Below are 22,801 nucleotides of genomic sequence, written 5' to 3' on the forward strand. Positions count from 1 at the left end.
CGGGGTCACAACAACAACTGTTGTGACCCCGCCAGCGATATAACGTGGTCGGGCTAGCCGGATTTGAACCGACGACCTCTTGTCCCCCAGACAAGCGCGCTACCAAGCTGCGCCATAGCCCGCAACCCATCCAGCACTGTATAGGCTCTACCCAAACAAGGTGGGACGGACTCGGATCAACCGTACACTATGCCGCGATGACGCGACCAATCGATGGCAGTCCCGCGCGGCTCATCAGCAGATGAGACAATGATGACGATCAACAACTCAGAACAATCGCGGATCAATCACAGATCACTGACGCTTCGATTATGGATCGCAAAACACTGAAAGGCCCGTATGTTCACCCGCCACGCCTCAACACCTGCTCATCGCTTGCCCAAGATGCTCGGGGCCGGTCTTGCTACAACGTTGATCGGGGCGGGCCTCACCGGTTGTGGCGCCGAAACCGTGGAAGTCGAGTTCCGCGTCATCGCCGTGGAAACCGGAACCCAACCCCAAACCACCACAACCAACCCGGCCGACCTCACCTCAATGGATTGGAAGCTCGGCCCAGCAATCGGCGGTGAACACGGCACACTCGACACCGCAACCACCGAACCGATCGTTGTGAAACGTGAAAGCAACGACCTCTCCGACGTGCGCGTGAGCTTCGACGTGCCACAAGCCGCGCACCTGGCAGCAAAATGCACCATCCTCATCAACGGTGAAGTCGTGGCTGAACACCAAGACAACGTCAAACCCGGCCGCGCCCTCTGCACCTACGTAGACCAGTAAACACAGCAGAAGCTATTGCCGCCTGTTCCTGCTTGCGTCACTTCGTGACTTTATCCCCCATAAGCGGCCAGAAAGGAGTAAGGTCTTCGCTCATGATGTGAGCTCCTCACGCGTTCTCTACACAAGCGAAGGGCACCCCATGGGCACAACCAAACACACGTCTCACACACATAACGATGCGGCAGACAGGCTCAACCGAAGCCTGCACGCACGCCACATGCGCATGATCGCGATCGGAGGCGCGATCGGCACCGGACTATTCCTCGCATCTGGTGCAACCATCTCCCAAGCAGGCCCCGGCGGCGCGCTACTGGCCTATGCACTCATCGGCTTCGTAGTGCTCATGGTTATGCAGTCACTGGGTGAGATGTCCACCCACCTACCCGTGGCAGGCTCCTTCGAGGTCTACGCCTCCCGCTATGTATCCCCCTCATTCGGGTTCGCTACCGGCTGGAACTACTGGTTCAACTGGGCCATCACCCTCGCCGCGGAACTCGTAGCAGCAGGGCTTGTGATGCGTTTCTGGTTCCCCGACGTACCCGGATGGGTTTGGGCGGCCGTCTTCCTCATTCTCCTAACTACTATCAACGCACTTTCAGCCCGCGCTTTCGGCGAATCCGAGTTCTGGTTCGCCCTCATCAAAGTCGTGACGGTCCTAGTCTTCCTCGTGCTCGGCGTGCTCATGATCATCGGCATCATCGGCGGCCCATCCCCCGGCTTCCACAACTGGACCACAGGCGAAGCCCCGTTCGTGGGCGGCCCATGGTCCACCATCGCCGTGTTCATGGTTGCTGGTTTCTCTTTCCAAGGCACCGAACTCGTAGGCGTCGCCGCAGGAGAATCGAAGAACCCGCGCCGCGACATGCCGAAAGCCATCCGCGGCGTGTTCTGGCGCATCATGATCTTCTACATCGCAGCGATCGCCGTGATCGGCTTCCTGCTCCCCTACACGGACCCGAGCCTGCTCGCGGCCGCCAACGACGAAGACATCACCGCATCCCCGTTCACTCTCGTGTTCGACCGCGCCGGCATCGCACTCGCCGCAGGCGTGATGAACGCCGTGATCCTCACCGCGATCCTCTCCGCAGGTAACTCGGGCCTGTACTCCTCAACCCGCATGCTCTACGCACTCGCCGAATCCGGCCGTGCACCCAAGATCTTCACGTGGCTGTCCAAGCGGCGCGTCCCTGTCCCAGCGCTACTCACCACTGCCGCGATCGGCGGGTTCGCGTTCACTACCCATCTCATGGGCGAAGGCCAGGCCTACACATGGCTACTCAACATCTCCGCGCTGTGCGGTTTCACGGTCTGGGCGGGCATCTCCTGGAGCCACCTGCGCTTCCGTAGAGCCTTCGTCAAACAAGGCCACAGCCTCTCCGAGCTTCCGTATAAGGCCCCGCTCTACCCGTTCGGGCCCATCGTCGGCTTGAGCGTGATCTTCGTGGTCATCATCGGCCAAAACTTCGAAGCCATCCAAAACGGGAACCTCATAGCCGTGCTCTCCTCATACATCGGCCTGCCGATCTTCCTCGCGATCTGGGGTATCCACGCCCTCATCACCAAACAAGGCCGCCTCATCCCACTCGATCAGATCGACGTCTCCGGCCTCAAACCCGGCGAATACGATCCACGCCAGGAAGTAAGCCCAGAACCAAACGAAGAGTAAAAACCTTTAGAACTACGATCCAAAACAACGATGGGGCTGCGGTTCAGTCTGAACGTCTGAACCGCAGCCCCATCGCTACGTTTCGAGTCAGTGAGAGACTCAGCACGCCGTGCGCTGGGTTGCTGAGTAGGATACCCCTGGGTTAGTCGGTACCCATGTCGAATGCTGCACGGTTCGATGCCTCATCCAGTTCCTCATCGGCCTGCTCGGCGCCGGCAACAATCGCGTCAGCGCCACCAGCCTCAAGCTCACCTACAAGCTGGGCGGTCACCCCGCCAACAATGCCCTGGGTCGCGTACTGCTCCAAGCGGGAACGCGAGTCAGCGATATCCAGGTTGCGCATCGTGAGCTGGCCGATCCGCTCATCCGGGCCGAACGCAGCGTTACCCACGCGCTCCATCGAAAGCTTCTCAGGGTGGTAGGACAAGTTCGGGCCCTCGGTGTTCATGATCGAGTAGTCGTCACCGCGGCGCAGACGCAGCGTCACCGAACCGGTCACAGCGGAAGCTACCCAACGGATTAGCGTCTCGCGCTGCATGAGTGCCTGCGGATCCAGCCAGCGGCCCTCGTACATGAGGCGACCCAAGCGGCGGCCCTCGTTGTGGTAGGTCGCGATCGTGTCTTCGTTGTGGATCGCGTTGACCAGGCGCTCGTACGTGATGTGCAGAAGCGCCATGCCCGGAGCCTCATAGATACCGCGAGACTTCGCTTCGATGATACGGTTCTCGATCTGGTCAGAGATACCCAAGCCGTGACGGCCACCAATACGGTTGGCTTCCTTAACCAGCTCAACCTTGTCTTCATATTCGACGCCGTTAATCGCAACCGGCATGCCCTCATGGAAGGTCACCGTGACGTCCTCGGTCTTGATCTCAACCGATTCATCCCACGGAGCCACACCCATAATTGGTTCAACCAGGTTCACACCGTTGTTGAGGAACTCGAGATCCTTCGCTTCGTGCGTTGCACCCCAAATGTTCGCGTCCGTCGAGTACGCCTTCTCGGCGGAGTCACGGTACGGGAAGCCGCGTTCGGTGAGCCATTCGGACATCTCCTGGCGGCCACCGAGCTCGTCAACGAACTTCGAATCAAGCCACGGCTTGTAAATCTTCAAGTTCGGGTTGGCCATGAGGCCGTAGCGGTAGAAACGCTCGATGTCGTTGCCCTTATATGTGGAGCCGTCACCCCAAATGTTCACGCCGTCTTCCTTCATGGCGCGCACCAGCATCATGCCGGTCACTGCGCGCCCGATAGGCGTGGTGTTGAAGTACGTCTTACCGCCGGAACGAATATGGAAAGCACCCGTCTGAAGTGCGGCGATACCTTCCTGAACCAGCATATCCTGAACATCAACCAGGCGTGCGATCTCCGCGCCGTACTCTTTCGCGCGGCCAGGTACACCCTCGATGTCCGGTTCATCAGGCTGGCCGATGTGCGCGGTATAGGTGCACGGGATCGCACCGTTTTCACGCATCCACGCGACAGCCACAGACGTATCGAGGCCACCTGAGAAAGCAATGCCGACTCGCTCGCCGACGGGCAGATTGGAAAGAACCTTAGACATATTCGCCATTCTAACGTTGGACAATTTACGCCCCCGAATCCGAGACGTCACTTCCGCATCCTAGGCGTCACAGTTCCAGCGGGCGCACCATCATGCGCCCGCGCACTCGTGCGGCATCCACGGTCTCAACGTGAGAAACCGCGCACCCAGTGTTACTTTTTGCGCTTATTTCCGCGGCGCTCACGCACCCGCATCTGAATATCGATCGGGGTCCCGCGGAAGTCGAACGTCTCACGCAGGCGGCGTTCGATAAAGCGCCGGTAGCCCGGGTCCAGGAAGCCTGTGGTGAACAGCACGAACTTAGGTGGCCGCGCGCTCGCCTGCGTCGCGAACAGAATACGAGGCTGCTTACCGCCGCGCAGCGGGTGCGGATGCTCAGCGACCAGCTCACCTAAGAAAGAGTTGAGCTTGCCTGTAGGGATACGGCGGTCCCACGATTCCAGGGCGATATCCAACGCTGGCGCGAGCTTGTCTTTATGCCAGCCAGTCTTCGCCGAAATGTTCACTCGCGGAGCCCAGGAAACATGCTTCAGGTCCTGCTCAATCTCCCGTTCAAGGTAGTAGCGGCGCTCATCATCGAGCTTATCCCACTTATTGAACGCCAAGACCAAACAACGGCCCGCCTCGATCACTTGCTGCAGGATCCGCTGATCTTGCTCCGCCAACTCCTCATCAACAGCCAAAAGCACGACGACCGCCTCGGCTTTGTCTAGCGCCGACGCCGTGCGCAGAGATGCATAGTAGTCCGCACCAGATGCCATATGTTGCTTGCGGCGCAAACCGGCCGTATCAACGAACTTCCAGATCCGGCCATCCAGTTCCACGAACTCATCGATCGGGTCACGTGTAGTGCCGGACTCATCGGAAACCACTGCACGCTCATGGCCTGCCAGCTTATTCAGAAGCGAAGACTTACCCACGTTCGGCCGGCCTAGCAGCGCCACGCGGCGCGGCCCGCCCTCCGGCTCGGCCTCGCCGAAAGCTGATTCCTCCGGCAGCATCTTGATCAGCTCGTCCAAAACGTCCGCGGTCCCCCGGCCATGCAAAGACGAGACCGGATGCGGCTCACCGAAACCAAGGTTCCACAGAGCCATCGCATCAGCCTCAAGTGACGGGCCATCAACCTTGTTCGCAACCAACAAGACCGGTCGGCCCTTGCGGCGTAGCATCTTCACGATCGCTTCATCGGCCGCGGTAGCGCCCACCACCGCATCGACCACAAGAACCACAACGTCAGCCACGTCCACGGCACGCTCAGCCTGCTCAGCGACCAAGCGGTCCATGCCCTTCGCATCAGCTTCCCAACCGCCCGTATCCACAACACGGAAACGCTTCAGGTTCCACTCCGCGTCATAGGTCACACGGTCACGAGTGACCCCCGGAAGGTCCTCAACAACCGCCTCACGGCGCCCCAGAATACGGTTCACCAGCGTGGACTTGCCCACATTCGGGCGGCCCACAATCGCGACCACCGGAGGGTTCTCACCAGCCTCATCGGCTTCCCAACCCTCACCAGCTAGAAGCGCGGCATCCTCGTCATCGAGCTCATAGTCCTGCAAGCCAGCCAGCAACGCCTCAGCACGCTGCTCATCCGATTCATCATCACCATCGACAATCGCGCTGGCCTGCTTGCTGACCTCATGCTCAACAACCGTCAAAACCGCCTCAACAGACTGTTCAAAATTCAACTCGGACGTGTCCACCAGCGTCACGCCCTCAGCAGCCTCCATGAAGTTCACAACCGAGGAGTCCTTCTTATCGCGCTCCCCCACCTGCTGCGCCAAGGCTTGCGCGGACTGCGTGTTATTCAACTGCAAGCCACGGCGCTTCATCCGCACCTCCTCAGAGGCCGTGAGCAAGACGCGCGCATCAGCGAAAGGCGCCACCACCGTCGTAATATCGCGGCCCTCAGCAACAATCCGGCCCGCGTCCTCAATCGCGTTACGCTGCCGCTCCACAAGGTTCTCGCGCACCTTCAGATTCGTGGAAACATCAGAAACCCGCTCAGAGATCCGCGGCTCACGAATCTCCTTAGTCACATCCCGGCCGTTGACAACAACCCGCTGATCATCAGGGTCAGTAGACAACTGGATATCAGCCTCGATCACAGCCTGGGCAACAGCATCCTGATCCGAGAGATCAATACCGGACTCCAACGCCGCGAACGTCACCGCACGATACATCGCGCCAGTATCCAGGTAGCCCAAACCCAACGTCCGGGCCACCTCTTTAGACACCGACGACTTCCCCGAACCCGCCGGGCCATCAATAGCAACAATCAGAGAACCAAAAGCATCCTGCGCATCCATACTCACTGCACAACCTTCCAATCCAAGCCCGTCAAAACAGACACGAGCTCATCGCGACGCCCAGGCAAAACCTGGATCTCAACCAAACCAACCTCATAACCCGCCGAATGCTCCATCCGCAGGTCCTCCATATTGATGCCGGCCTCACCCATATCAGTCAACAACTGGGCCACCTGGCCAGGCTCATCATTCACAATCACAGAAACCGTAGCGAAAGACTGCGGCGGCGCGCCGTGCTTACCAGGAATACGCGCCTGCCCCTGATTACCTTCCGTCATCAACTCCGCAAGATCCAACGCAGCACCAGACGCGAAAGGGTCACGCAACGTGGCCAACAACCGATCCAAATCCGACTGCAAACCCTCCAAAATCGGAATCAACTCGGTAGCGTTATGCGCCAGAATCTGAATCCACAACTTCGGGTCACTCGCCGCAATCCGGGTTGTATCCCGCAAACCATTACCCGCCAACGCCAACGAGGACGCCGAAGCGTTCAAAAGCCTCGAAGCCAAAAGTGAAGACGCGATCTGCGGGAAATGCGAAACCAACGCGACCGCGGCATCATGGGTCTTCGCATCCATCACCGTGATCGAGGCACCCAAATCCAAACCCACCGATTTCGCCGTCTTCACCGCATGCGAGGTGGATCCCTCATGCGGGACAACAACCCACGGCGAGGCCGTAAACAACGCACCCCGGGCAGCGGCAGGCCCAGACTTCTCACGCCCAGCCATCGGGTGGCAGCCAACGTAACGAGCCAGATCAGCCTCAGCCACATCGTCGTTGGCCTTCAACACGTCAATGACCGAGCCCTTAACCGAGGCAAGGTCGATCACAACAGCTTCAGGGAACTCCGCCAAAGCCTCAGCCACAACACCCGGAGTCACATCCGGCGGCGTGGCAACAACCACCAAAGCCGGCGCGAAATCCGTGCCCCGCGGCGCCACAAACCCGGCCCCCATATCCACGGCAATACGCTGCGCGGTCGGAGACGCATCCCGCAAACCAACCTCAAGGCCTGCAGAACGCAGACCCAAAGCCGCCGACGTTCCCAAAAGCCCCGTCCCAATCACCAGAACGGGCCCCTGAAGGTACCCCTCAGCCACAGCCTATAAACCCACTTCCGCCAATAAATGCCCCACCTCAGTCTTATTCAGGCGACGCACCGAACCTTGCCGCTGCTGCCCCAACGTGATTGGGCCAATCTGGGTACGCACCAAGCGACGTACCGGGAAACCCACCGCATCAAAAAGGCGACGCACAATCCGGTTGCGACCCTCGTGCAAAACCACCTCGGCCACCAGGTCCTTACCCGCGCCATCAACCAGACGGAACGAATCAACCTTCGCCAAACCGTCCTCAAGCTCGATCCCCTCACGCATCTGCGCGCCCACGCCCTCAGGCAACGGGCCACGGATCTGAACCAGATACGTCTTAGCCACCTCGAAAGACGGATGCGTCAAACGGTGGGCCAGCTCGCCATCGTTGGTCAACAACAGCAGCCCTTCCGTCTCATAATCCAGACGGCCCACGTGATACAAGCGCTCAGCCTGACCTTCACGCAAGAAATCTGAAATGTCTTTCCTGCCCTCCGGGTCGTTCATCGAGGTCACGACACCTGCCGGCTTATTGAACACCAGGTAGGTCTTCTCCGTGTCCAGTTGAAGACGGATCCCATCCACGTGGATCACGTCCACCTCAGGATCCACACGCGTACCCAGCTCAGTCACAATCTGATGGTTGACCTCAACACGGCCCGCGAGGATGATCTCCTCACTTGCACGGCGCGATGCGACACCCGCGTTCGCCATGACCTTCTGCAGACGCTCGCCTTCGCTGTGTTCCTTCCGCGGCCCCGCATTCACCGGGGTCGACGGGCCGCGACGGCGCCGACGCACCGGACCTAGATCATTGAACCGCTCTTGAGCGAAAGCCCGCGGACCACGCGGCTTCTGGTCACGCCCGTTCGCGCCGCCTTTGTGTCCGCCGCCTTTCTGACTACCGCGCTGTGTCTTTTGGCTCGGACGCTGTGGCTTTTGGCCGCCCAGGTGCTGCTCAACCTCGTCCTGTTTGGGAGCGCGGCCACGACGAACCTGCCCCGCCTGATGCCCCTTCGGCTGCTGTTTCGGCTTACCGTGCCCGCGGCGGTACGAACCCCCACGCGGATTCGATCCAGTCTGGCGAGTCATACGTCTCAACGTCCTTATGATTAGCGAATGACTAATCCGCCTTCGCCGTCATTATCACAACGAGGGCAGTACATCATCCAAGTTTTCAACACCTGGCAAAAGTGGCGACAGATCAGGAAGTTCATCAAGACTGTCTACGCCTAATCTTTCCAGAAGTACCGGCGTGGTCCCAAAGAGACCCGCACCCGTGACCTCATCGGTATCGACTTGCTCGATCAAACCGCGCGTCATCAACGTACGCACCACGCCATCGGCGTTCACCCCGCGGATGCTCGCGATGCGGGCGCGGGACACCGGCTGCCGGTAGGCGATGATCGCCAGCGTTTCCATCGCTGCCGCAGACAGCTTGGCTGTTTGCCCCTCAAGAACAAAACGAGAAACAAGCTCACGATGCTCCTGCCGCGCCCCAATACGCCAGCCGCCACCCACTCGTCGGAGCTGGAAGCCACGGCGGGCACCGAAGCCGGCGGTTGCTGGGTCCGGTTCGCCATCGTATTCGGCGGCCAACCCGTGCAGTACGCGGCTGACGAGTGCCGCATCGACCTCAAGCAGCTGGGAAAGTTCGTCCTCGGTGAGCGGCCGGTCAGCGACCATCAGAACAGCTTCAAGCCCTTCACGAACTTCCGCGTCACCGGTGGTATCCGTCTCTTGGCTCATGGTGTTCCTCCTGCGTCGTTGCCGTCGCTGGCGTCGTTGACGCTGACGTCGTTAGCGTTTTCCTCGTCGCCATCGTATTCAGCGACGCGGAACTCTCCGGCTCCGGTAGCGATCCATTCGACCATGATCTCGGTCAACGGGGACTCTTGGTCAAGCTCCACTGCGCGGTCCCTATACATCTCCAATAGGGCCAGGAACCGGGCGACCACAACCAGCGAGGCTTCGGCATCGGCGGTGAGCTCGCTGAAGGTGAGTGCTTTCGCTGCCCTTAGCCTGGCGGCGATGTGTTGGGCCTGTTCCGCGACTGAGACAGGTGCGTTGTGGATGTGGTCGGTACCGACCGCCTCCGGTTCGGTGGTGTGTTTACGGGTCAGTGCTTTCGCGGCGATCTGTGCGAACTGTTGCGGGGTGTGTGTCCATTCGAGTTCCGGGAGGTGCTCGCGAACATCGGGATCTTCGGCCCTGACTTGCCGTGGAACAAAACGGCTTCCGGCCTCCAGTAGGTGCTCCAGGACGTTCGCGGCCTCTTTATACGCCTTGTACTGCAGCAGCCGGGCGAATAGAAGGTCGCGTGCTTCGAGGCGTTCAATATCCTCGGCGTCTTCAACCTCACCTTGTGGGAGCAGGCGCGCGGCCTTCATATCTAACAGCGTTGAGGCGACAACCAGGAACTCTGTTGTCTCGTCCAGGACAGTCGCTCCGACCTCGTCAGCCAGTGTTCGCAGATAAGCCACAAACTCATCCGTGACTTCGGCGAGCGCGACTTCGGTGATGTCGAGGTCGCGTCGGCTGAGCATTTCGACCAGAACTTCGAAGGGGCCGTTGAAGTTCTCAAGCGTTACTTGGAAGTTCGCGCTCGCGGCCGGACCGGGGGCTTTAGGGGCGGTGCTCTCGTGCCCGGTGCCTGATGCTTGAGCCTCAGCGGCGGGCGTGTGTATTGCCGGCGCTGACTGTTGTGTCCCCGTGGCGGGGTTGAGCGTCACGGAGCTCCGCCGCGTGCGATGAGTTCTTTAGCCAGCCGGCGGTAGCCTTGCGCTCCGGCGTGGGATGGCGCGAACTCGGTGATCGGTTCCATCGCGACCGTGGCGTCCGGGAATTTCACGGTGCGGCGGATCACGGTTTCGAACAGTTTGTCCCCGAATGCTTCGTCGAGCCGGCCGAGGACTTCACGCGAGTGCAGGGTTCGTTGGTCGTACATGGTCGCGAGCACGCCGTCGATCTGTAGGTCTGGGTTGATGCGGTCCTGCACTTTCTCGATGGTGTCGATCAGTAGCGCTACGGCGCGTAGCGCGAAGAACTCGGCGGTGAGCGGGATGATGACGCCGTGGGATGCGGCGAGCGCGTTGACCGTTAGCAGGCCGAGGGATGGCTGGCAGTCGATGATGATGACGTCGTAGTCATCGGAGACGTTGCGTAGCTGTGAGGCGAGGACTTGTTCGCGGGCGACTTCGTTGACAAGCTGCACTTCTGCCGCGGAGAGGTCGATGTTGGCTGGCAGCAGGTCGATGTTGTCTACGTCGGTGTGCAGGATCGCGTCGCGGATGTCGACGTGGCGTTCCATGAGCACGTTGTAGACGGTCAGGTCGAGTTCGTGCGGGTTGACGCCGAAGCCTGCGGAGGCTGCACCTTGTGGGTCGAAGTCGACGATGAGTACGCGGCGGCCAAGTTCGGCCAGGGACGCGGCGAGGTTGATCGATGAGGTCGTCTTCCCGACCCCACCTTTCTGGTTGACCATCGCAATGATGCGGGCTGGTCCATGTTCGGTGAGAACCGGCGGTTCAGGCAGTTGGGTCAAGGGGCGTCCTAGAGCGTTGAGCTCCTGCATACCACCAGGCGCAGGTACTCGGCCAAAGGAGTTTGGATCGCTCACGTGTGCAGACCGCCCTTCTGTGCTGAGTTCCACTCTGTACCGAGTTCCGCTCTGTACCGAGTTGTACTCCGTGCTGAGTTCTACTCTGTTTTGAGTTTCACCGTGCACTGCATCAATTGTGTGCTGTGCTTTAAGGCTAGTGGTGAATGAGCTGTTTATCCGGATTTTCGCCTCTGTATCGGCGAGCCTTGACCCTCAAGTGAAACTCGAAACTTTGGCAAGTGACCTGCCTTCAGCCGAACGCGAGCCACCAGACAAGCGCACGCGACCTGCCGGGCAAGCGCGAGTCGCGGCCCGCATCGTTCATTTCGCAGCTGATTGAAGCGCCTGCCGGGTAATGTAAGAGCGGCCACAGCATATTACAACGTTCCCCGCCCCGGGTTGAGGAGTCACTATGACGATGGATCACCTGATTGATTCGCTGAGGGAACACCCTCGAAAAGAGGCAGACCTCATCAAGCTGGGCCATCTTGCCCGCAAGGTCCCCATCCACGACATGGCCTACCTCATGAAAACGCTGCCGACCGAACAGGCGGCGATCGTGTACCGGGTTCTGGATAAAGACACGGCACTCGCGGTGTTTGAAAGCCTCACCCCCGCAACTCAGGCGGAACTGATCGCTGAGCTGCGGCACGGCGAAATTTCAGAGATCTTCAACGAGCTCGACCCCGATGACCGCGCATCCCTCTTCGACGAGCTGCCCGCCAAGGTCGCTGACCGTCTCATGTCCGGGCTGGACTCAGAGCAGCGCGCCATGACCACCACGGTGCTTGGCTATCCGGAAGACGCGATCGGGCGCTACATGTCCCCGGAAGTGCTGTGGCTACGCCCCGACTGGAGCGTCAAGCAGGCCATCGACCACGTCAAAGCGCACATCGACGAACCCGAAACTATTTACATGCTCCCGGTCCTGGACGATTCCCGCATCCTCCTCGGCGTGACCGGGCTACGCCGCCTGCTGTCCTCCAACGATGAGCTGAGCGTCCGCGAGATCATGCGCGAAGCCGAATCGGCGCACGCAACCGACCCCCGTGAAGAAACCGCCCGCCGCTTCCTCGGAGGCAAACTACTCGCCATGCCGATCGTGGACGCCGAACACCGACTACTCGGTGTCCTCACCTACGACGACGCAGTCGACATCATCAGCGAAGAGGACGCCGAAGACGCCGCACGCTCCGGCGGTTCCGAACCGCTCGAGAAGTCCTACCTCTCCTCCTCGATCATGCGGATCGTCCGTTCCCGCGTCGTATGGCTCGTGATGCTCGCGCTCTCAGCCGCGCTGACCGTCAAAGTCCTCGACCTCTTCGAAGACAAACTCTCCACAGTCGTGATCCTCGCGCTCTTCATCCCGCTACTGACCGGTACCGGCGGTAACACCGGCAACCAAGCCGCAACCACCGTCACGCGCGCGCTCGCCGTGGGCGAAGTGCGTATTCGTGACTTGCCTAAAGTGATTTGGCGTGAGCTGCGGGTCGGTTTCGTGCTCGGTTTGATCCTGGGTTCGCTCGCATTTGTGATCACTGGGTTCATCTACGGCTTCACGTTCGGCGCCGTGATAGGCCTGACTCTGCTTGCGGTGTGTGTTCAGGCGGCCGTAGTGGGCGGCATGATGCCGATCATCGCCAAGAAGGTCGGCGCGGACCCGGCAGTGTTTTCCAACCCGTTTATCTCCACGTTCTGCGACGCGACCGGCCTGCTCATTTACTTCGGCATCGCGTCTGTGATTCTTGGTATTTAAGCCGTTCGGCTCAGCGGGCACGCGGGTGCGATGTCGCGAAGACTTCACGCAGCGTGTCAGCGGTAACCATCGTGTAGACCTGCGTTGTGGTCACCGATGCGTGCCCCAACAGCTCTTGAACCACACGGACATCCGCCCCGCCGCTGATGAGGTGCGTTGCGAACGAGTGCCGTAGCGTGTGCGGGCTGATCTCTTGAGTGAGGTTCGCTTTATGCCCGGCGGCCGTAACGCTATTGAAGACCGACTGGCGTGAGAGCCTGCCGCCTCGCTGGTTGAGGAACAGCGCCGGGCTACCTTTCCCTTTGACAGCCAGGGCGGGCCGTCCCCGTACGAGGTATGCGTTGAGCGCTTCGACTGCGTAGCTGCCCAGCGGGACGTATCGTTCCTTATCGCCTTTACCCCGGACCCGGACCACCGAGGGTAGCTTCTGACCTTCCGCGTCGCGGTCCGTTCCAGCCTCGGTTGTGTCTAGCGCTAGGCTCAGGTCATCCACATCGAGGCTCACCGCTTCTGATGCGCGAGCCCCGGTCGCGTACAGGAACTCGATGAGGGCACGGTCCCGTAGCCCCGCCGGTGTTGAGGTGTCAGGCGCTTCGATGAGGCGAGCGACCTCGGGAACGCTCAACGCTTTCGGCAGCTGTTGCGGCACCGCGTTGGGGTGGATGTCTGCTGCCGCGTTGTCGGCGGTGATCCCTTCAAGCGTCCAGAATGAGTGCATCCCGCGCACCGCAACAACCGTGCGCGCAGCTGAACGTGCCGCGAGCGGCTTCTTCCCATCCGCGCCGTCCCTCAGCGACTGTTGGAACGCACTGATGTTCTGCGGGGTGACATCGCCGGGGTGCGTGATGCCTTGAGTAGCGAGGTAGTCGGTGTAGCGCCGCAGGTCGCGGCGGTATGCGGCCACGGTGTTGGCGGAAAGACCGCGTTCAACAACCAGGTGTTGCAGATAGACGTCCGCGCTGCTCTCAAGCGCGCTCAGTGCTGCTTCAGGCATGTTGCGGGCGTGCCGTCCATGGCGCACCGGCTGGCCGTAGGGTCCGGTTCCCGTGCACGTTGTGGGCGGCGAGCGCGAGGATTCCGACGACCGTGGTCGGGTTGCCGATCCTGCCTTCTAATACCGCGGTGATAGCTTCTTCGAGTGGGACCCACTGGGGTTCCAGGAACGCTTCTTCTTCGGTGCGTTCGTGGCGTTGACCTTCAGGGATCTCGTGCAGATCTTGTGCGAGGTAGATACGCATCGCTTCCGAGGAGCACCCCGGAGACATGTAGTGGTCCGCCAGAACATGCCAGGTGTTTGCGCGCAGGTCAGCTTCTTCTGCGAGTTCGCGCCGCGCGGCATCCAATGCTGCCTCGCCTTTCACATCCAGTAGACCTGCCGGGACTTCCCACAGTTCAGCCCGCACGGGTTGGCGGCGCTGTTTTTGCAGCAGGACCCGGTTGTCTCGATCGAGTGCGAGGATCCCCACTGCGCCGGGGTGGGTCATGAACTCGCGCGTGATGGGCTTATCGCCCCCGGGCATTGTGAACGTTTCACGCGTGATGTCGAAGATCGCCCCGCTGAACACGGTTTGCGCGTCAGTCACGGCAGCAGGAACCTGGATGTCACCGAGTTCGTGTGCCCCGGTGTTGGGCTGGTGTTCTGACTGATGCGTGGACATGGGCTCCTCGTGACCGTTCTTGAGTCGCTGACGTTGAGTTTCAGGTGGCTTCGTTGCGTTCGCGGGATGCGTCTGTGAGTAGTTCTTGCGCGTGGGCTCGGGCCGCTTCGGATTCCGATTGGCCCGCGAGCATCCGGGCGAGTTCTTTGACGCGTTCATCCTCATCGAGTGCCTTGATGTCCGATGCGGTGAACCCGTCAGCGCCTTCGCTGTGGCTGGTCTTGTTGATGGTGAGGTGCTGGTCACCGAACGCTGCAACCTGCGGCAGGTGGGTCACCACAATCACCTGGACGTGGCGGGCCAGCCGGGCCAGGCGGCGGCCGATTTCCACGGCCGCTTCCCCGCCGACTCCGGCGTCGACTTCGTCGAAGATGAACGTCGGGACCGGGTCAGTGGCCGCGAGCACAACTTCGAGGGCGAGCATGACGCGTGAGAGTTCACCGCCGGATGCTCCCTTACCGAGTGGGCGCGGGTCAGCGCCGGAGTGCGGCGCTAGGAGGAAAGCGATCTCATCAGCGCCGTGCGGGCCTGGTTCGGCTTCGGTGACCTCGATCGCAAGGTGGGCGTTCGGCATCGCGAGGGCCGCAAGTTCCTCATCCACGCGTTCGGACAACCGTTGGGCAGCATCTGCGCGTAGGGTATGAACGCGCTCGGCGTGCTCGGCGAGTTGGGAGGTAAGTGCTTCGACCTTTTCTGCGAGCTCTTCAACGCGCGCCGGATCATCTGATAGCTCGAGGTGACGGACGCGAGCCTGGGCGGCCCAGTCGATGACCGCGTCCACATCGGGAGCATATTTACGTGTCAAGGAGTTCAGCACTGCCCGCCGCTCCTCGACTGCGGCAAGCTCCGCTGGCCCGTCCGCGTCAAGGCCTTGCTGATAGCTTGCAAGCTCGGTTGCGATATCGGAGATCACATACCCGACCTCGCGCAGACGCTGAGTCTGCTCAGCCAAAGCCGGGTCCTGGCTATCGACTGCTTCCAAGGCACGCCGGGCGGCATCCAAGAGGGAGACCACGTCCACGGCTTCGCCGATCTCTTCCGATACCAGCGCGGAGTGCGCGCTCACCGCGGCCTCGCGTAGCTCCTCGATATGACTGAGTCTGTCGGCGCGCGCATCGAGTTCTTGCGCTTCGCCTTTTTGCGGGTCTACCGCATCGATCTCTTCGAGCGCGGCTTGCAGGGTTTGTTCTTCCATCTGACGTTCGTAGCGGTTCTGCTCAACGTCAGCGAGCTCTTCACGGGCGGCCTTCAGGTCCTGGTAGACAGCCTTGTACTGCGCCAGGGCAGCCTCGAGCTCGGCCCCTGCGAAGGCATCGAGTGCGGCTCGCTGTTCGGCAGCACCGCGAAGCCGCAGTTGATCTGTCTGCCCGTGAACCGTCAGAAGGGATTCACCGATGCGGCCGAGCACCGCTACAGGGACGGCCCGCCCGCCTGCATGGGCACGGCTGCGGCCTTTCGCCGCGATCGTGCGGGAAAGATAGAGAACAGCCTCGTCCGCGCCGTCTTCGGTATCAGTTTCAGCGCCGGCCTCGGCGGCGATCTGGAACGCGGCATCCTGCTGGGACCCAACCACGGTGGCTTCAACCACTGCTGAGTCTTCGCCGCGCCGAACCACACCGGAATCGGCTCGCGCCCCAGAGATCAGGCCGAGCGCGGTCACAACCATGGTTTTACCCGCGCCGGTTTCACCTGTGACCACCGTCAGGCCCGGGCCGAATGGTAGCGAGGCCTCTTCGATAACGCCTAAACCGCGGATGTTGACTGACTCGATCATCGTGGCTCACCTCGCCGCGGATGCTCTTCAAACAGGGTGGCCGAAGGTTCTCCGTGATAAAGCTCGGTTGCCCGATGCGGTGGCAGGCGTTCGGAATTATGTGGAGGTTCCACCACGCTGATGCGGCGCACCGCGGGCAGTTCGGAGGTCTTAGGGTGCACACCCGGGTCTTCAACAGGCCCGCGCCACCCGATGGTGGGGAGCTTGAATTTAGCCACAAGCCGCTCAGCGAACGGGGTGTTCGTGAGTCGCACGAGCCGCACCGGGGTCTTGGAGCGGGTCACCTCAACACGGGAGCCCGGGGCCAGTTCAACCATGCGGCGCCCATCGCACCATAAGACACCCGTGGCGTCCGTGCGGGTCAGCACTTCAGCAGCGGTTGTGGAGGAGGGCGCGATCACCAGCGGCTTAGCGAACAGTGCGTGCGCGGAGATCGGGGCGACCACCAGGGCCTCAACCTCAGGCCACACGACCGGCCCGCCGGCAGAGAACGCATACGCGGTCGAGCCCGTAGGAGTCGCAAACACTACACCGTCGCAACCGAATGTGGAGATCGGGGAACCATCTACATCGAGTGCTACCTCAAGCATGCGTTCACGGTTCGATTTCTCAACGGCGGCCTCATTCAGCGCCCACGTGTGCGCACCGCGACGGCCTTCGTGCCACACCTGCACATCGATCGCCATGCGTTCATCCACGGTGTAAGCGCGGTTGACGATCGCCTCAACCACCGCATCGATATCTGATTTTTCACTCTCGGCCAGGAAGCCGACGTGCCCCAGGTTCACGCCCAACAGCGGAACGTTGCTGCCGCGCGCGAGCTCGGCGGAACGCAGCATCGTGCCGTCCCCACCTAACACCATCACGAGCTCGAGCTCATCCAGCCCCACGCCTTCGCCGAGGACCTCGACCTTGGTGTCCACATCCACCATCGCGCCGTCAACGTGAATCTGGCCGATCACATCGACTTCATCGCGCATCATGACAGGCGAAAGCCCGTGGGCCGATAAAGCTCTCGCGGCTCGCATTGCGATCGCTACAGCTTCTTCTCGACCCGTGTGGGTCATGACCAAGATCCGACGCACTGACGCTCCTTGTTGTTACCGATCTTCAAGAATAGTCAACGGCGTCCAGCAAAGCAGTGAGGTTGCGCTCTCTTGTGGATGAATCCGTCTCCGTAGTGTTTTCTTTTATCCACATCACGAAGAACTCGACGTTTCCGTCTTGCCCCGGCACTTCAGAGCGCAGCACAGCCACGGGTTCCAAACCCAGCCCGGCCTGTTCAGCGAAGTCCACAACCTTCGTCACGGCGTGGCGCCGCAAGGCTGGATGAACCACAACCCCGGCCTTATTCAGCCCGGAACGGCCCACCTCGAACTGAGGCTTGACCAGCATCATCATCCGGCCGCCCTCTTTCAGCTGAGCAGCTAGCGGCTCCAGCACGAGCGTGAGCGAGATGAACGAAAGATCCCCCACCACCACATCAACCCCACCAGGGATGAAGCCCGGTTCAAGGTGACGAACATTGACGCCTTCACGGTTCACAACGCGGGCGTCTGAAGCGAGGCTTGGGTGCAGCTGTCTGTGGCCCACATCGACCGCATAGACACGTTCGGCCCCATGATCCAGCAAAACCTGGGTGAACCCGCCGGTCGAAGCGCCGGCGTCCATGCAGGTTGCCCCGTTGATCGGCAACCTGATCCCGTGCGTGCTCAAGCGTTCCAACGCGGCGTGCAACTTACCGGCGGCCCGCCCCACCCAACGGTCCTCGGCATGCTCTTGGATCACGATGCTCGCACCCACCTGTACCTTGGCCGCGGGCTTGGTTGCCGGCTTGCCGTCGACGAACACGCGGCCCTCCCGGATCAAGACGGCCGCCCGGGTGCGGGACGGCGCATAGCCGAGGTCGGCAAGTGCGGCGTCAAGGCGTTGAGGGGCGCTCACGGAAGATCGCTCTCCAGGACATTGGTGAGGTCGTCAAGAACACGGCTGAACCGTTCGGGATGTTCGCTGACCGGTAGCGAATCGAGGTCAGCTAGCGGCTGCAGTACTTCCGGCAGCTCCTGCGCAGGCTGTTCCTGCCCAGGCAACTCTTGTGCCGGCTGTTCCGTTGCCGCGTCGTGTTCTGGTGAGTTCTCGCTAGTCATTCAGGCTCTCTTGAGTTCCGCTGTCTTCGAGTACACAGGAGTTGGCTGGTGCCCGCAAGTCGCGTAAATCATTGAGTACGTAACGCGGTTTCAGCCCAGGCTCCGCCTTGCGGGCGGATGCGAGCGTATCGACCCCGGTCAGGACTAGCGCGGTAGCGAAGCCGGCAGCGTTCCCGCCTGCAACATCGGTGTCAAGCCTGTCGCCGATCACGAGCGGATTTTGTGCTCCCACGGCTCGCGCCGCCATCTGCATCAGCGTCCGGGCGGGCTTACCGGTCACGAGAGGTTCCTGCCCGGTCGCGGCCGCCACCGCGGCGACGAGCGTCCCGTTGCCCGGAGCGATACCTTCCGCCCGAGGGATCGTCGTGTCCGTATTTGTTGCGATCCATCGCGCGCCTGCGGTGATCGCGTAGCCGGCTTCCGCGAGGTGCCGCCACGTGACGTCGGGGTTGAAGCCCTGCAACACAAAGTCGGGTTGCTCGGTGGCTGAATCAACAAGTTTGAAGCCCGCGTTTTCGGCTTCGCGGCGTAGAGCTTCGGTCCCGACGATGTAAGCGGTCGGCTCTTGAAGCTGTGCATCCGCTGCGGTCTGCCGTGCATGTTCCGCAGCGGCTCGCGAGGAACCGAAGACCTGCTCGGGCATGGTCGGGATGCCCAGCGAGCTGATGTGTTCGGCGACCTCTTCCGGGGTGCGGGATGCGTTATTGGTGCAGTAGGCAACGCGAACACCGGCCTCCTGCGCCGCGACCAGCGCTTCGACCGCGTGCGAAACTGCGTCCGGGCCTGCATATACAACCCCGTCAAGGTCGCACAGCAAGGCGTCATGCATGTCTAGCAGGGACGCGTCCTGATGCGTGGCGCCGGTCATTCCGCGCTGGCCTCGCCGCTGGTTTCGACGTCAGCTGCGCCTTCGCCCGATGGATTAGGTTCCGCATCGTTGGTGGCGCCATCCTTGGCCTCGGTCTCTTTGGCCTCGTCCTCGTCCGAGTCTTCATCGTCTTCCACGAGGTCTACGATCTCTGGTTCAACATCGTTGAGTCCCAGCGCCTCCATCGCAACGGGGATGCGCGCACGCCAAGTAGCCGCTTCTTCGGCTTGCCCGGTGGCTTCGAGTGCGTCTGCGTACAGCTCAAAGAGGCGTGGGCTGAAGATGAACGCACGGTTCCTGTCGAGCGTTGGAATCTGCAGAGCCTTGACGGCTTCTTCGTTCTTGTTGGCGTCGAGGAGGATCCCAGCTTCGACCATCGCTGCTTCGGCACGCGGCTGGCCCTTGAGCGCCTTAGCTTCTTCGGAGCGTAGCGTTTCAAGGGCTTTCTCAACGCGACCTACGGCACGCTCGCAGTCAGCAATCGTGGCGATGTGGTCGTGGACGCCAGAAATGCGGCGGTGGGTACGCAGTTCACGGAGTGCTTCGCTGTACTTGCCGGCCGCATACGCGGTCAGCCCTACAGCTTCGCGAACGAGGGCAACTCGGCCACCACGACGCGATGCCGCTTCTGCGTGCGCGAAGGCGAGTTCAGGGTCAACATCGATCAGTGCGCCGGCCATAACGAGGTGCTTCGCTACCCATGGACGGTGCTTTTCGTCGAGGAAACGGAGTTCGCGGAGCGTTTCTTTATCGAGTTCGTTACCGGTTACGCTCGGATCGATTTCTGGTGAGCGTTCGCGGTCTGGACGGTTCGCCGCACGAATGTCGCCGCCACGGCGTCCCTGCGGGCGGTTGCGCTCATTATGCTGGCGGTCGTTACGCTGCCGATCGTTACGGCGCTCACCGCGTCGCCGGTCAGGACGCCCGCCACGCTCGTCGCGGCCACCACGCTCGCCGCGCTTCCAGTCGTCACGACTACGTTCTCCACGTGGTGAGGCACCGTGTCCACGTTTGTGCCCGCCACGGTTGTGGTGGTTCTTGCCATGTTCTTGGCCTGCTCCGCGTGGGGAGCGACGTTTCTGCTCGTCTGCCACGTTTCCCTCTTTGTGATTGTGCCGCGCTCGTGCCTCAAGCGCCTCTGACCATTTTAGCGACGACTTCGAGGGAAAGCCCGCCAATCACACTTTTCTTTCTATCCAAATAGTCTGTTGATACCGCCCGTTTCAACACATGTGTCCCATGTCCTTTTGACCGGCAGCATCAAAGTCATAGAACAAGCCGCCGATGCGGTGGGCCAGATGGGCACGTTCATCCTGGTGGGCGGTGCGCCTGCAGAGGCACGGTTCTCCATGGACCACATGCGCACCTTGTTCGGTAAGACAGTGGTGGGCACGCTCGGCGGCTCGTCCAACAGCCGCACGCTGATCCCTGCGCTGATCGACCTCTACCGTCAAGGGCGCTTCCCGTTCGACCGGCTCGTGTCTTTCTATGGTTTCGACGAGCTCGACCAGGCGATCGCCGATGCCCATGAGGGCGGCACCATCAAGGCTGTCCTGAAGGTCTCGACCGCTGACCAGTAGTCTCTTAGTACTTCCAAACGAAAGGAATAGACATGTCTGCAGCTCAGTCCTCATACGCTGATCTGATCTCTGAAGACCTCTACATCGGTGGTTGGCGCGCTGGAACATCCCAGGGTTCTGCCACTACCGTGAACCCGTTCAATGACGAACCGATCGCGACCATCCGTCAGGCTTCCCAAGAAGACGTCGATGCCGCCTACGAGGCAGCGGCAGATGCCCAACGCGAGTGGGCCGCTCTCCCGCCCAAGGAACGCGGCGCGGTCCTCAACAGGGCCGCGGATTGGATCGAGGAGAATCAGGGCGCGATCATCGAATTGATCCGCGCGGAGTCCGGCTCGAGTGCGCTCAAGGCGACGGTCGAGGCCGGCTTGGCTGTCGGCTCGCTGCGCGAGGCCGCTACTTTCCCGACCCGCATCACTGGGCAGATCCTGCCGTCCAACACCCCTGGCAAAACTAACTACGTTTTCCGTGAACCGCTGGGTGTGGTGGGTGTCATTAGCCCGTGGAACTTCCCGTTCACGCTGTCGATGCGTTCGGTCGCGCCAGCATTGGGTTGCGGTAACGCGGTGGTTCTCAAGCCGGCATCTGACACACCGCTGACCGGCGGTCTCCTGCTGGCCAAGATTTTCGAGGCGGCTGGATTGCCAGCAGGCGTGCTCAATGTTGTTGTTGGTGCTGGTTCGGAGATTGGCGATTACTTCGTGGAGCACCCTACCCCGCGTCTGATCTCTTTCACGGGTTCCACCCCGGTGGGTAAGGGCGTGGGCCGTACGGCGGTTGGCGGTGAACATATCAAGAAGGTCGCGCTCGAGCTGGGCGGTAACGCTCCGTTCGTTGTCCTCGACGATGCGGACCTGGATAAGGCTGTTGGCGCTGCGATCATGGGTAAGTTCCTTCACCAGGGACAGATCTGCATGTCAGTCAACCGCATCATTGTCCAGGCCCCGCTCTATGACGAATTCGTTGATGCATACGCTAAGCGCGCCGCATCCATCGCTTATGGCGATCAGATGGATGACAACACCATCGTTGGCCCGGTGATCAACGACAGTCAGCTGAAGTCTGTGACTGCCAAGATCGAACAGGCTCGCGAAGAAGGCGCGCGTGAGGTTCTGGCTGGCCCTATTGAGGGGCGTTTGATCGCTCCGCACGTATTCGCTGATGTGACCCCGGAGATGGAGCTGTTCCGTGAGGAGATCTTCGGCCCGGTTGTCGGGATCATCAAGGCCAACGATGAGGCCCACGCGCTCGAACTCGCGAACGACACCGAGTTCGGTTTGTCGTCGGCTGTGTACACACAAGACCTGAGTCGCGGTATGCGTTTCGCTCGCGAAGTGAAGGCCGGGATGACCCACGTCAATGACATCACCGTCAACGATGAAGCACACGTGATGTTTGGCGGGGAGAAGAACTCGGGTCTTGGGCGTTTCAACGGCGAGTGGGCCATCGAAGAGTTCACTACCGATCACTGGGTCAGTGTCTCGGAAGGGACGGACCAGTTCCCGTTCTAATGAATCATCTACGTTGCAGCTGATATAGGACGCGGCGCAAACGGTAAGTGCGGCCTTGTTGTAAGCAGGGGCCGCACTTACCGTTAAGACACACGACACTGTGAAATCGAAGATCGATGTGTGTTGTGTTTGTGTTTTATACAGGTGTTGGTCCCGATGCTGCGACCGAACCCCCTGTGTGTGGGGGTTGGGAGCTTCGGGACCAACATCCTTTCTATAGTGTGTTCGGCGGTGTCCTACTCTCCCACAACCTCCCGGTTGCAGTACCATCGGCGCTGTGGGGCTTAGCTTCCGGGTTCGGGATGGGACCGGGCGTTTCCCCCACGCTATAACCGCCGTAACTCTCTCACCCATCAACCCGTACCGGGTTGCGGGAAATCTGTTACGTGTACGTGTGTGGTGTCTGTATGTGGTTATCGGTGTGTCGCCTCGCCCCCTTTCACGACAGCAGTTGTGGTGCTGTGTGTGGGGGTGGGTTTGTGGTGTGGTGACC

At 61.0% G+C, this 22,801-nt stretch carries 21 protein-coding genes, 1 tRNA gene and 1 rRNA gene; 6 read left to right on the top strand and 17 right to left on the bottom strand.

The window, feature by feature from the left end; genetic code table 11:
* Positions 1-45: 45 nt before the first annotated feature.
* A tRNA-Pro gene (locus HMPREF3175_RS04945) sits at positions 46-122 on the bottom strand.
* A 217-nt stretch (positions 123-339) separates the two neighbouring features.
* Between HMPREF3175_RS04945 and HMPREF3175_RS04950 the strand changes: the two genes are divergently transcribed.
* Complete coding sequence (locus HMPREF3175_RS04950; protein ID WP_070490944.1) at positions 340-777, top strand: hypothetical protein; 438 nt, start codon at positions 340-342, stop codon at positions 775-777.
* Positions 778-916: 139 nt separating this feature from the next.
* Positions 917-2,443, top strand: a complete 1,527-nt coding sequence (locus tag HMPREF3175_RS04955; protein ID WP_070490946.1) for an amino acid permease — start codon at positions 917-919, stop codon at positions 2,441-2,443.
* Between the two features lie 142 nt (positions 2,444-2,585).
* Here the strand turns inward: HMPREF3175_RS04955 and argG are convergent, their stop codons facing one another.
* The 7 genes from argG to HMPREF3175_RS04990 all read right to left on the bottom strand — a co-directional run bounded on the left by argG (position 2,586) and on the right by HMPREF3175_RS04990 (position 10,987).
* The gene (gene argG, locus HMPREF3175_RS04960; RefSeq protein ID WP_070490948.1) at positions 2,586-4,007 is read right to left on the bottom strand and encodes an argininosuccinate synthase; all 1,422 of its coding nucleotides are present in this window, start codon (positions 4,005-4,007) and stop codon (positions 2,586-2,588) included.
* A gap of 152 nt (positions 4,008-4,159) precedes the next feature.
* Positions 4,160-6,316: a bifunctional cytidylate kinase/GTPase Der gene (gene der / locus HMPREF3175_RS04965; RefSeq protein WP_070490950.1), complete on the bottom strand. Its 2,157-nt coding sequence runs from the start codon at positions 6,314-6,316 to the stop codon at positions 4,160-4,162.
* A gap of 2 nt (positions 6,317-6,318) precedes the next feature.
* Positions 6,319-7,422, bottom strand: coding sequence for a prephenate dehydrogenase (locus HMPREF3175_RS04970; RefSeq protein ID WP_070490952.1), 1,104 nt, complete (start codon positions 7,420-7,422; stop codon positions 6,319-6,321).
* Between the two features lie 3 nt (positions 7,423-7,425).
* Positions 7,426-8,505: a pseudouridine synthase gene (locus HMPREF3175_RS04975; RefSeq protein ID WP_070490954.1), complete on the bottom strand. Its 1,080-nt coding sequence runs from the start codon at positions 8,503-8,505 to the stop codon at positions 7,426-7,428.
* Positions 8,506-8,559: 54 nt separating this feature from the next.
* Positions 8,560-9,162, bottom strand: coding sequence for an SMC-Scp complex subunit ScpB (locus tag HMPREF3175_RS04980; protein WP_070490956.1), 603 nt, complete (start codon positions 9,160-9,162; stop codon positions 8,560-8,562).
* Positions 9,159-10,145, bottom strand: a complete 987-nt coding sequence (locus HMPREF3175_RS04985; protein WP_256276279.1) for a segregation and condensation protein A — start codon at positions 10,143-10,145, stop codon at positions 9,159-9,161. Before HMPREF3175_RS04985 ends, HMPREF3175_RS04980 begins: the two co-directional genes overlap by 4 nt.
* The gene (locus HMPREF3175_RS04990; RefSeq protein ID WP_035757520.1) at positions 10,142-10,987 is read right to left on the bottom strand and encodes a ParA family protein; all 846 of its coding nucleotides are present in this window, start codon (positions 10,985-10,987) and stop codon (positions 10,142-10,144) included. The genes HMPREF3175_RS04985 and HMPREF3175_RS04990 overlap by 4 nt, the downstream gene beginning before the upstream one ends.
* A 187-nt stretch (positions 10,988-11,174) precedes the next feature.
* Between HMPREF3175_RS04990 and HMPREF3175_RS10290 the strand changes: the two genes are divergently transcribed.
* Positions 11,175-11,354 carry a hypothetical protein gene (locus HMPREF3175_RS10290; protein WP_070490958.1) on the top strand — a complete coding sequence of 60 codons (180 nt, stop codon included), beginning with the start codon at positions 11,175-11,177 and terminating at the stop codon, positions 11,352-11,354.
* Between the two features lie 72 nt (positions 11,355-11,426).
* On the top strand, positions 11,427-12,770 hold the full coding sequence (mgtE, locus tag HMPREF3175_RS05000) for a magnesium transporter (protein WP_035757517.1): 1,344 nt from the start codon (positions 11,427-11,429) through the stop codon (positions 12,768-12,770).
* Positions 12,771-12,780: 10 nt separating this feature from the next.
* Here mgtE and HMPREF3175_RS05005 read toward each other — a convergent pair whose 3' ends face one another.
* Genes HMPREF3175_RS05005 through HMPREF3175_RS05040 form a run of 8 tightly spaced genes read right to left on the bottom strand, consistent with a single transcriptional unit; the run spans position 12,781 to position 20,311 of the window.
* Entirely contained in the window at positions 12,781-13,764 is a 984-nt protein-coding gene (locus HMPREF3175_RS05005; protein ID WP_035757513.1) for a site-specific tyrosine recombinase XerD, read from the bottom strand.
* Positions 13,757-14,428 (bottom strand): NUDIX domain-containing protein, encoded by a 672-nt coding sequence (locus HMPREF3175_RS05010; protein WP_035757510.1) that lies wholly within the window; start codon positions 14,426-14,428, stop codon positions 13,757-13,759. The genes HMPREF3175_RS05005 and HMPREF3175_RS05010 overlap by 8 nt, the downstream gene beginning before the upstream one ends.
* A 40-nt stretch (positions 14,429-14,468) precedes the next feature.
* On the bottom strand, positions 14,469-16,202 hold the full coding sequence (recN, locus tag HMPREF3175_RS05015; protein WP_035757508.1) for a DNA repair protein RecN: 1,734 nt from the start codon (positions 16,200-16,202) through the stop codon (positions 14,469-14,471).
* Positions 16,199-17,287 (bottom strand): NAD kinase, encoded by a 1,089-nt coding sequence (locus HMPREF3175_RS05020; RefSeq protein WP_141742470.1) that lies wholly within the window; start codon positions 17,285-17,287, stop codon positions 16,199-16,201. Before HMPREF3175_RS05020 ends, recN begins: the two co-directional genes overlap by 4 nt.
* Positions 17,288-17,312: 25 nt before the next feature.
* Entirely contained in the window at positions 17,313-18,146 is an 834-nt protein-coding gene (locus HMPREF3175_RS05025) for a TlyA family RNA methyltransferase (protein WP_070490960.1), read from the bottom strand.
* Positions 18,143-18,349 (bottom strand): hypothetical protein, encoded by a 207-nt coding sequence (locus HMPREF3175_RS05030; protein WP_035757502.1) that lies wholly within the window; start codon positions 18,347-18,349, stop codon positions 18,143-18,145. The genes HMPREF3175_RS05025 and HMPREF3175_RS05030 overlap by 4 nt, the downstream gene beginning before the upstream one ends.
* Positions 18,342-19,217 (bottom strand): HAD-IIA family hydrolase, encoded by an 876-nt coding sequence (locus HMPREF3175_RS05035; RefSeq protein WP_070490962.1) that lies wholly within the window; start codon positions 19,215-19,217, stop codon positions 18,342-18,344. Before HMPREF3175_RS05035 ends, HMPREF3175_RS05030 begins: the two co-directional genes overlap by 8 nt.
* Positions 19,214-20,311 carry a hypothetical protein gene (locus HMPREF3175_RS05040; protein WP_070490964.1) on the bottom strand — a complete coding sequence of 366 codons (1,098 nt, stop codon included), beginning with the start codon at positions 20,309-20,311 and terminating at the stop codon, positions 19,214-19,216. Before HMPREF3175_RS05040 ends, HMPREF3175_RS05035 begins: the two co-directional genes overlap by 4 nt.
* A 153-nt stretch (positions 20,312-20,464) precedes the next feature.
* Here HMPREF3175_RS05040 and HMPREF3175_RS05045 point away from each other — a divergent pair, with 153 nt between their 5' ends.
* On the top strand, positions 20,465-20,797 hold the full coding sequence (locus HMPREF3175_RS05045) for an MDR/zinc-dependent alcohol dehydrogenase-like family protein (protein ID WP_198020682.1): 333 nt from the start codon (positions 20,465-20,467) through the stop codon (positions 20,795-20,797).
* Positions 20,798-20,829: 32 nt separating this feature from the next.
* Positions 20,830-22,308 (top strand): aldehyde dehydrogenase family protein, encoded by a 1,479-nt coding sequence (locus HMPREF3175_RS05050; protein ID WP_070490966.1) that lies wholly within the window; start codon positions 20,830-20,832, stop codon positions 22,306-22,308.
* Between the two features lie 223 nt (positions 22,309-22,531).
* Here HMPREF3175_RS05050 and rrf read toward each other — a convergent pair.
* Positions 22,532-22,648, bottom strand: a 5S ribosomal RNA gene (gene rrf, locus HMPREF3175_RS05055).
* Positions 22,649-22,801 lie beyond the last annotated feature (153 nt).

Source organism: Arthrobacter sp. HMSC08H08 (assembly GCF_001807575.1).
GTDB classification, from domain to species: Bacteria; Actinomycetota; Actinomycetes; order Actinomycetales; family Micrococcaceae; genus Pseudoglutamicibacter; species Pseudoglutamicibacter albus.

What these genes read in the sequence shown, in the direction of transcription:
- HMPREF3175_RS05030 (WP_035757502.1), bottom strand. Translation starts at nt 18,349, where the DNA reads ATGACTAGCGAGAACTCACCAGAACACGACGCGGCAACGGAACAGCCG.
- HMPREF3175_RS05010 (WP_035757510.1), bottom strand. Translation starts at nt 14,428, where the DNA reads ATGTCCACGCATCAGTCAGAACACCAGCCCAACACCGGGGCACACGAA.
- der (WP_070490950.1), bottom strand. Translation starts at nt 6,316, where the DNA reads ATGGATGCGCAGGATGCTTTTGGTTCTCTGATTGTTGCTATTGATGGC.
- HMPREF3175_RS04975 (WP_070490954.1), bottom strand. Translation starts at nt 8,505, where the DNA reads ATGACTCGCCAGACTGGATCGAATCCGCGTGGGGGTTCGTACCGCCGC.
- HMPREF3175_RS04950 (WP_070490944.1), top strand. Translation starts at nt 340, where the DNA reads ATGTTCACCCGCCACGCCTCAACACCTGCTCATCGCTTGCCCAAGATG.
- HMPREF3175_RS04990 (WP_035757520.1), bottom strand. Translation starts at nt 10,987, where the DNA reads ATGCAGGAGCTCAACGCTCTAGGACGCCCCTTGACCCAACTGCCTGAA.
- HMPREF3175_RS04980 (WP_070490956.1), bottom strand. Translation starts at nt 9,162, where the DNA reads ATGAGCCAAGAGACGGATACCACCGGTGACGCGGAAGTTCGTGAAGGG.
- recN (WP_035757508.1), bottom strand. Translation starts at nt 16,202, where the DNA reads ATGATCGAGTCAGTCAACATCCGCGGTTTAGGCGTTATCGAAGAGGCC.
- mgtE (WP_035757517.1), top strand. Translation starts at nt 11,427, where the DNA reads ATGACGATGGATCACCTGATTGATTCGCTGAGGGAACACCCTCGAAAA.
- HMPREF3175_RS05035 (WP_070490962.1), bottom strand. Translation starts at nt 19,217, where the DNA reads ATGACCGGCGCCACGCATCAGGACGCGTCCCTGCTAGACATGCATGAC.
- HMPREF3175_RS04955 (WP_070490946.1), top strand. Translation starts at nt 917, where the DNA reads ATGGGCACAACCAAACACACGTCTCACACACATAACGATGCGGCAGAC.
- HMPREF3175_RS05005 (WP_035757513.1), bottom strand. Translation starts at nt 13,764, where the DNA reads ATGCCTGAAGCAGCACTGAGCGCGCTTGAGAGCAGCGCGGACGTCTAT.
- HMPREF3175_RS05050 (WP_070490966.1), top strand. Translation starts at nt 20,830, where the DNA reads ATGTCTGCAGCTCAGTCCTCATACGCTGATCTGATCTCTGAAGACCTC.
- argG (WP_070490948.1), bottom strand. Translation starts at nt 4,007, where the DNA reads ATGTCTAAGGTTCTTTCCAATCTGCCCGTCGGCGAGCGAGTCGGCATT.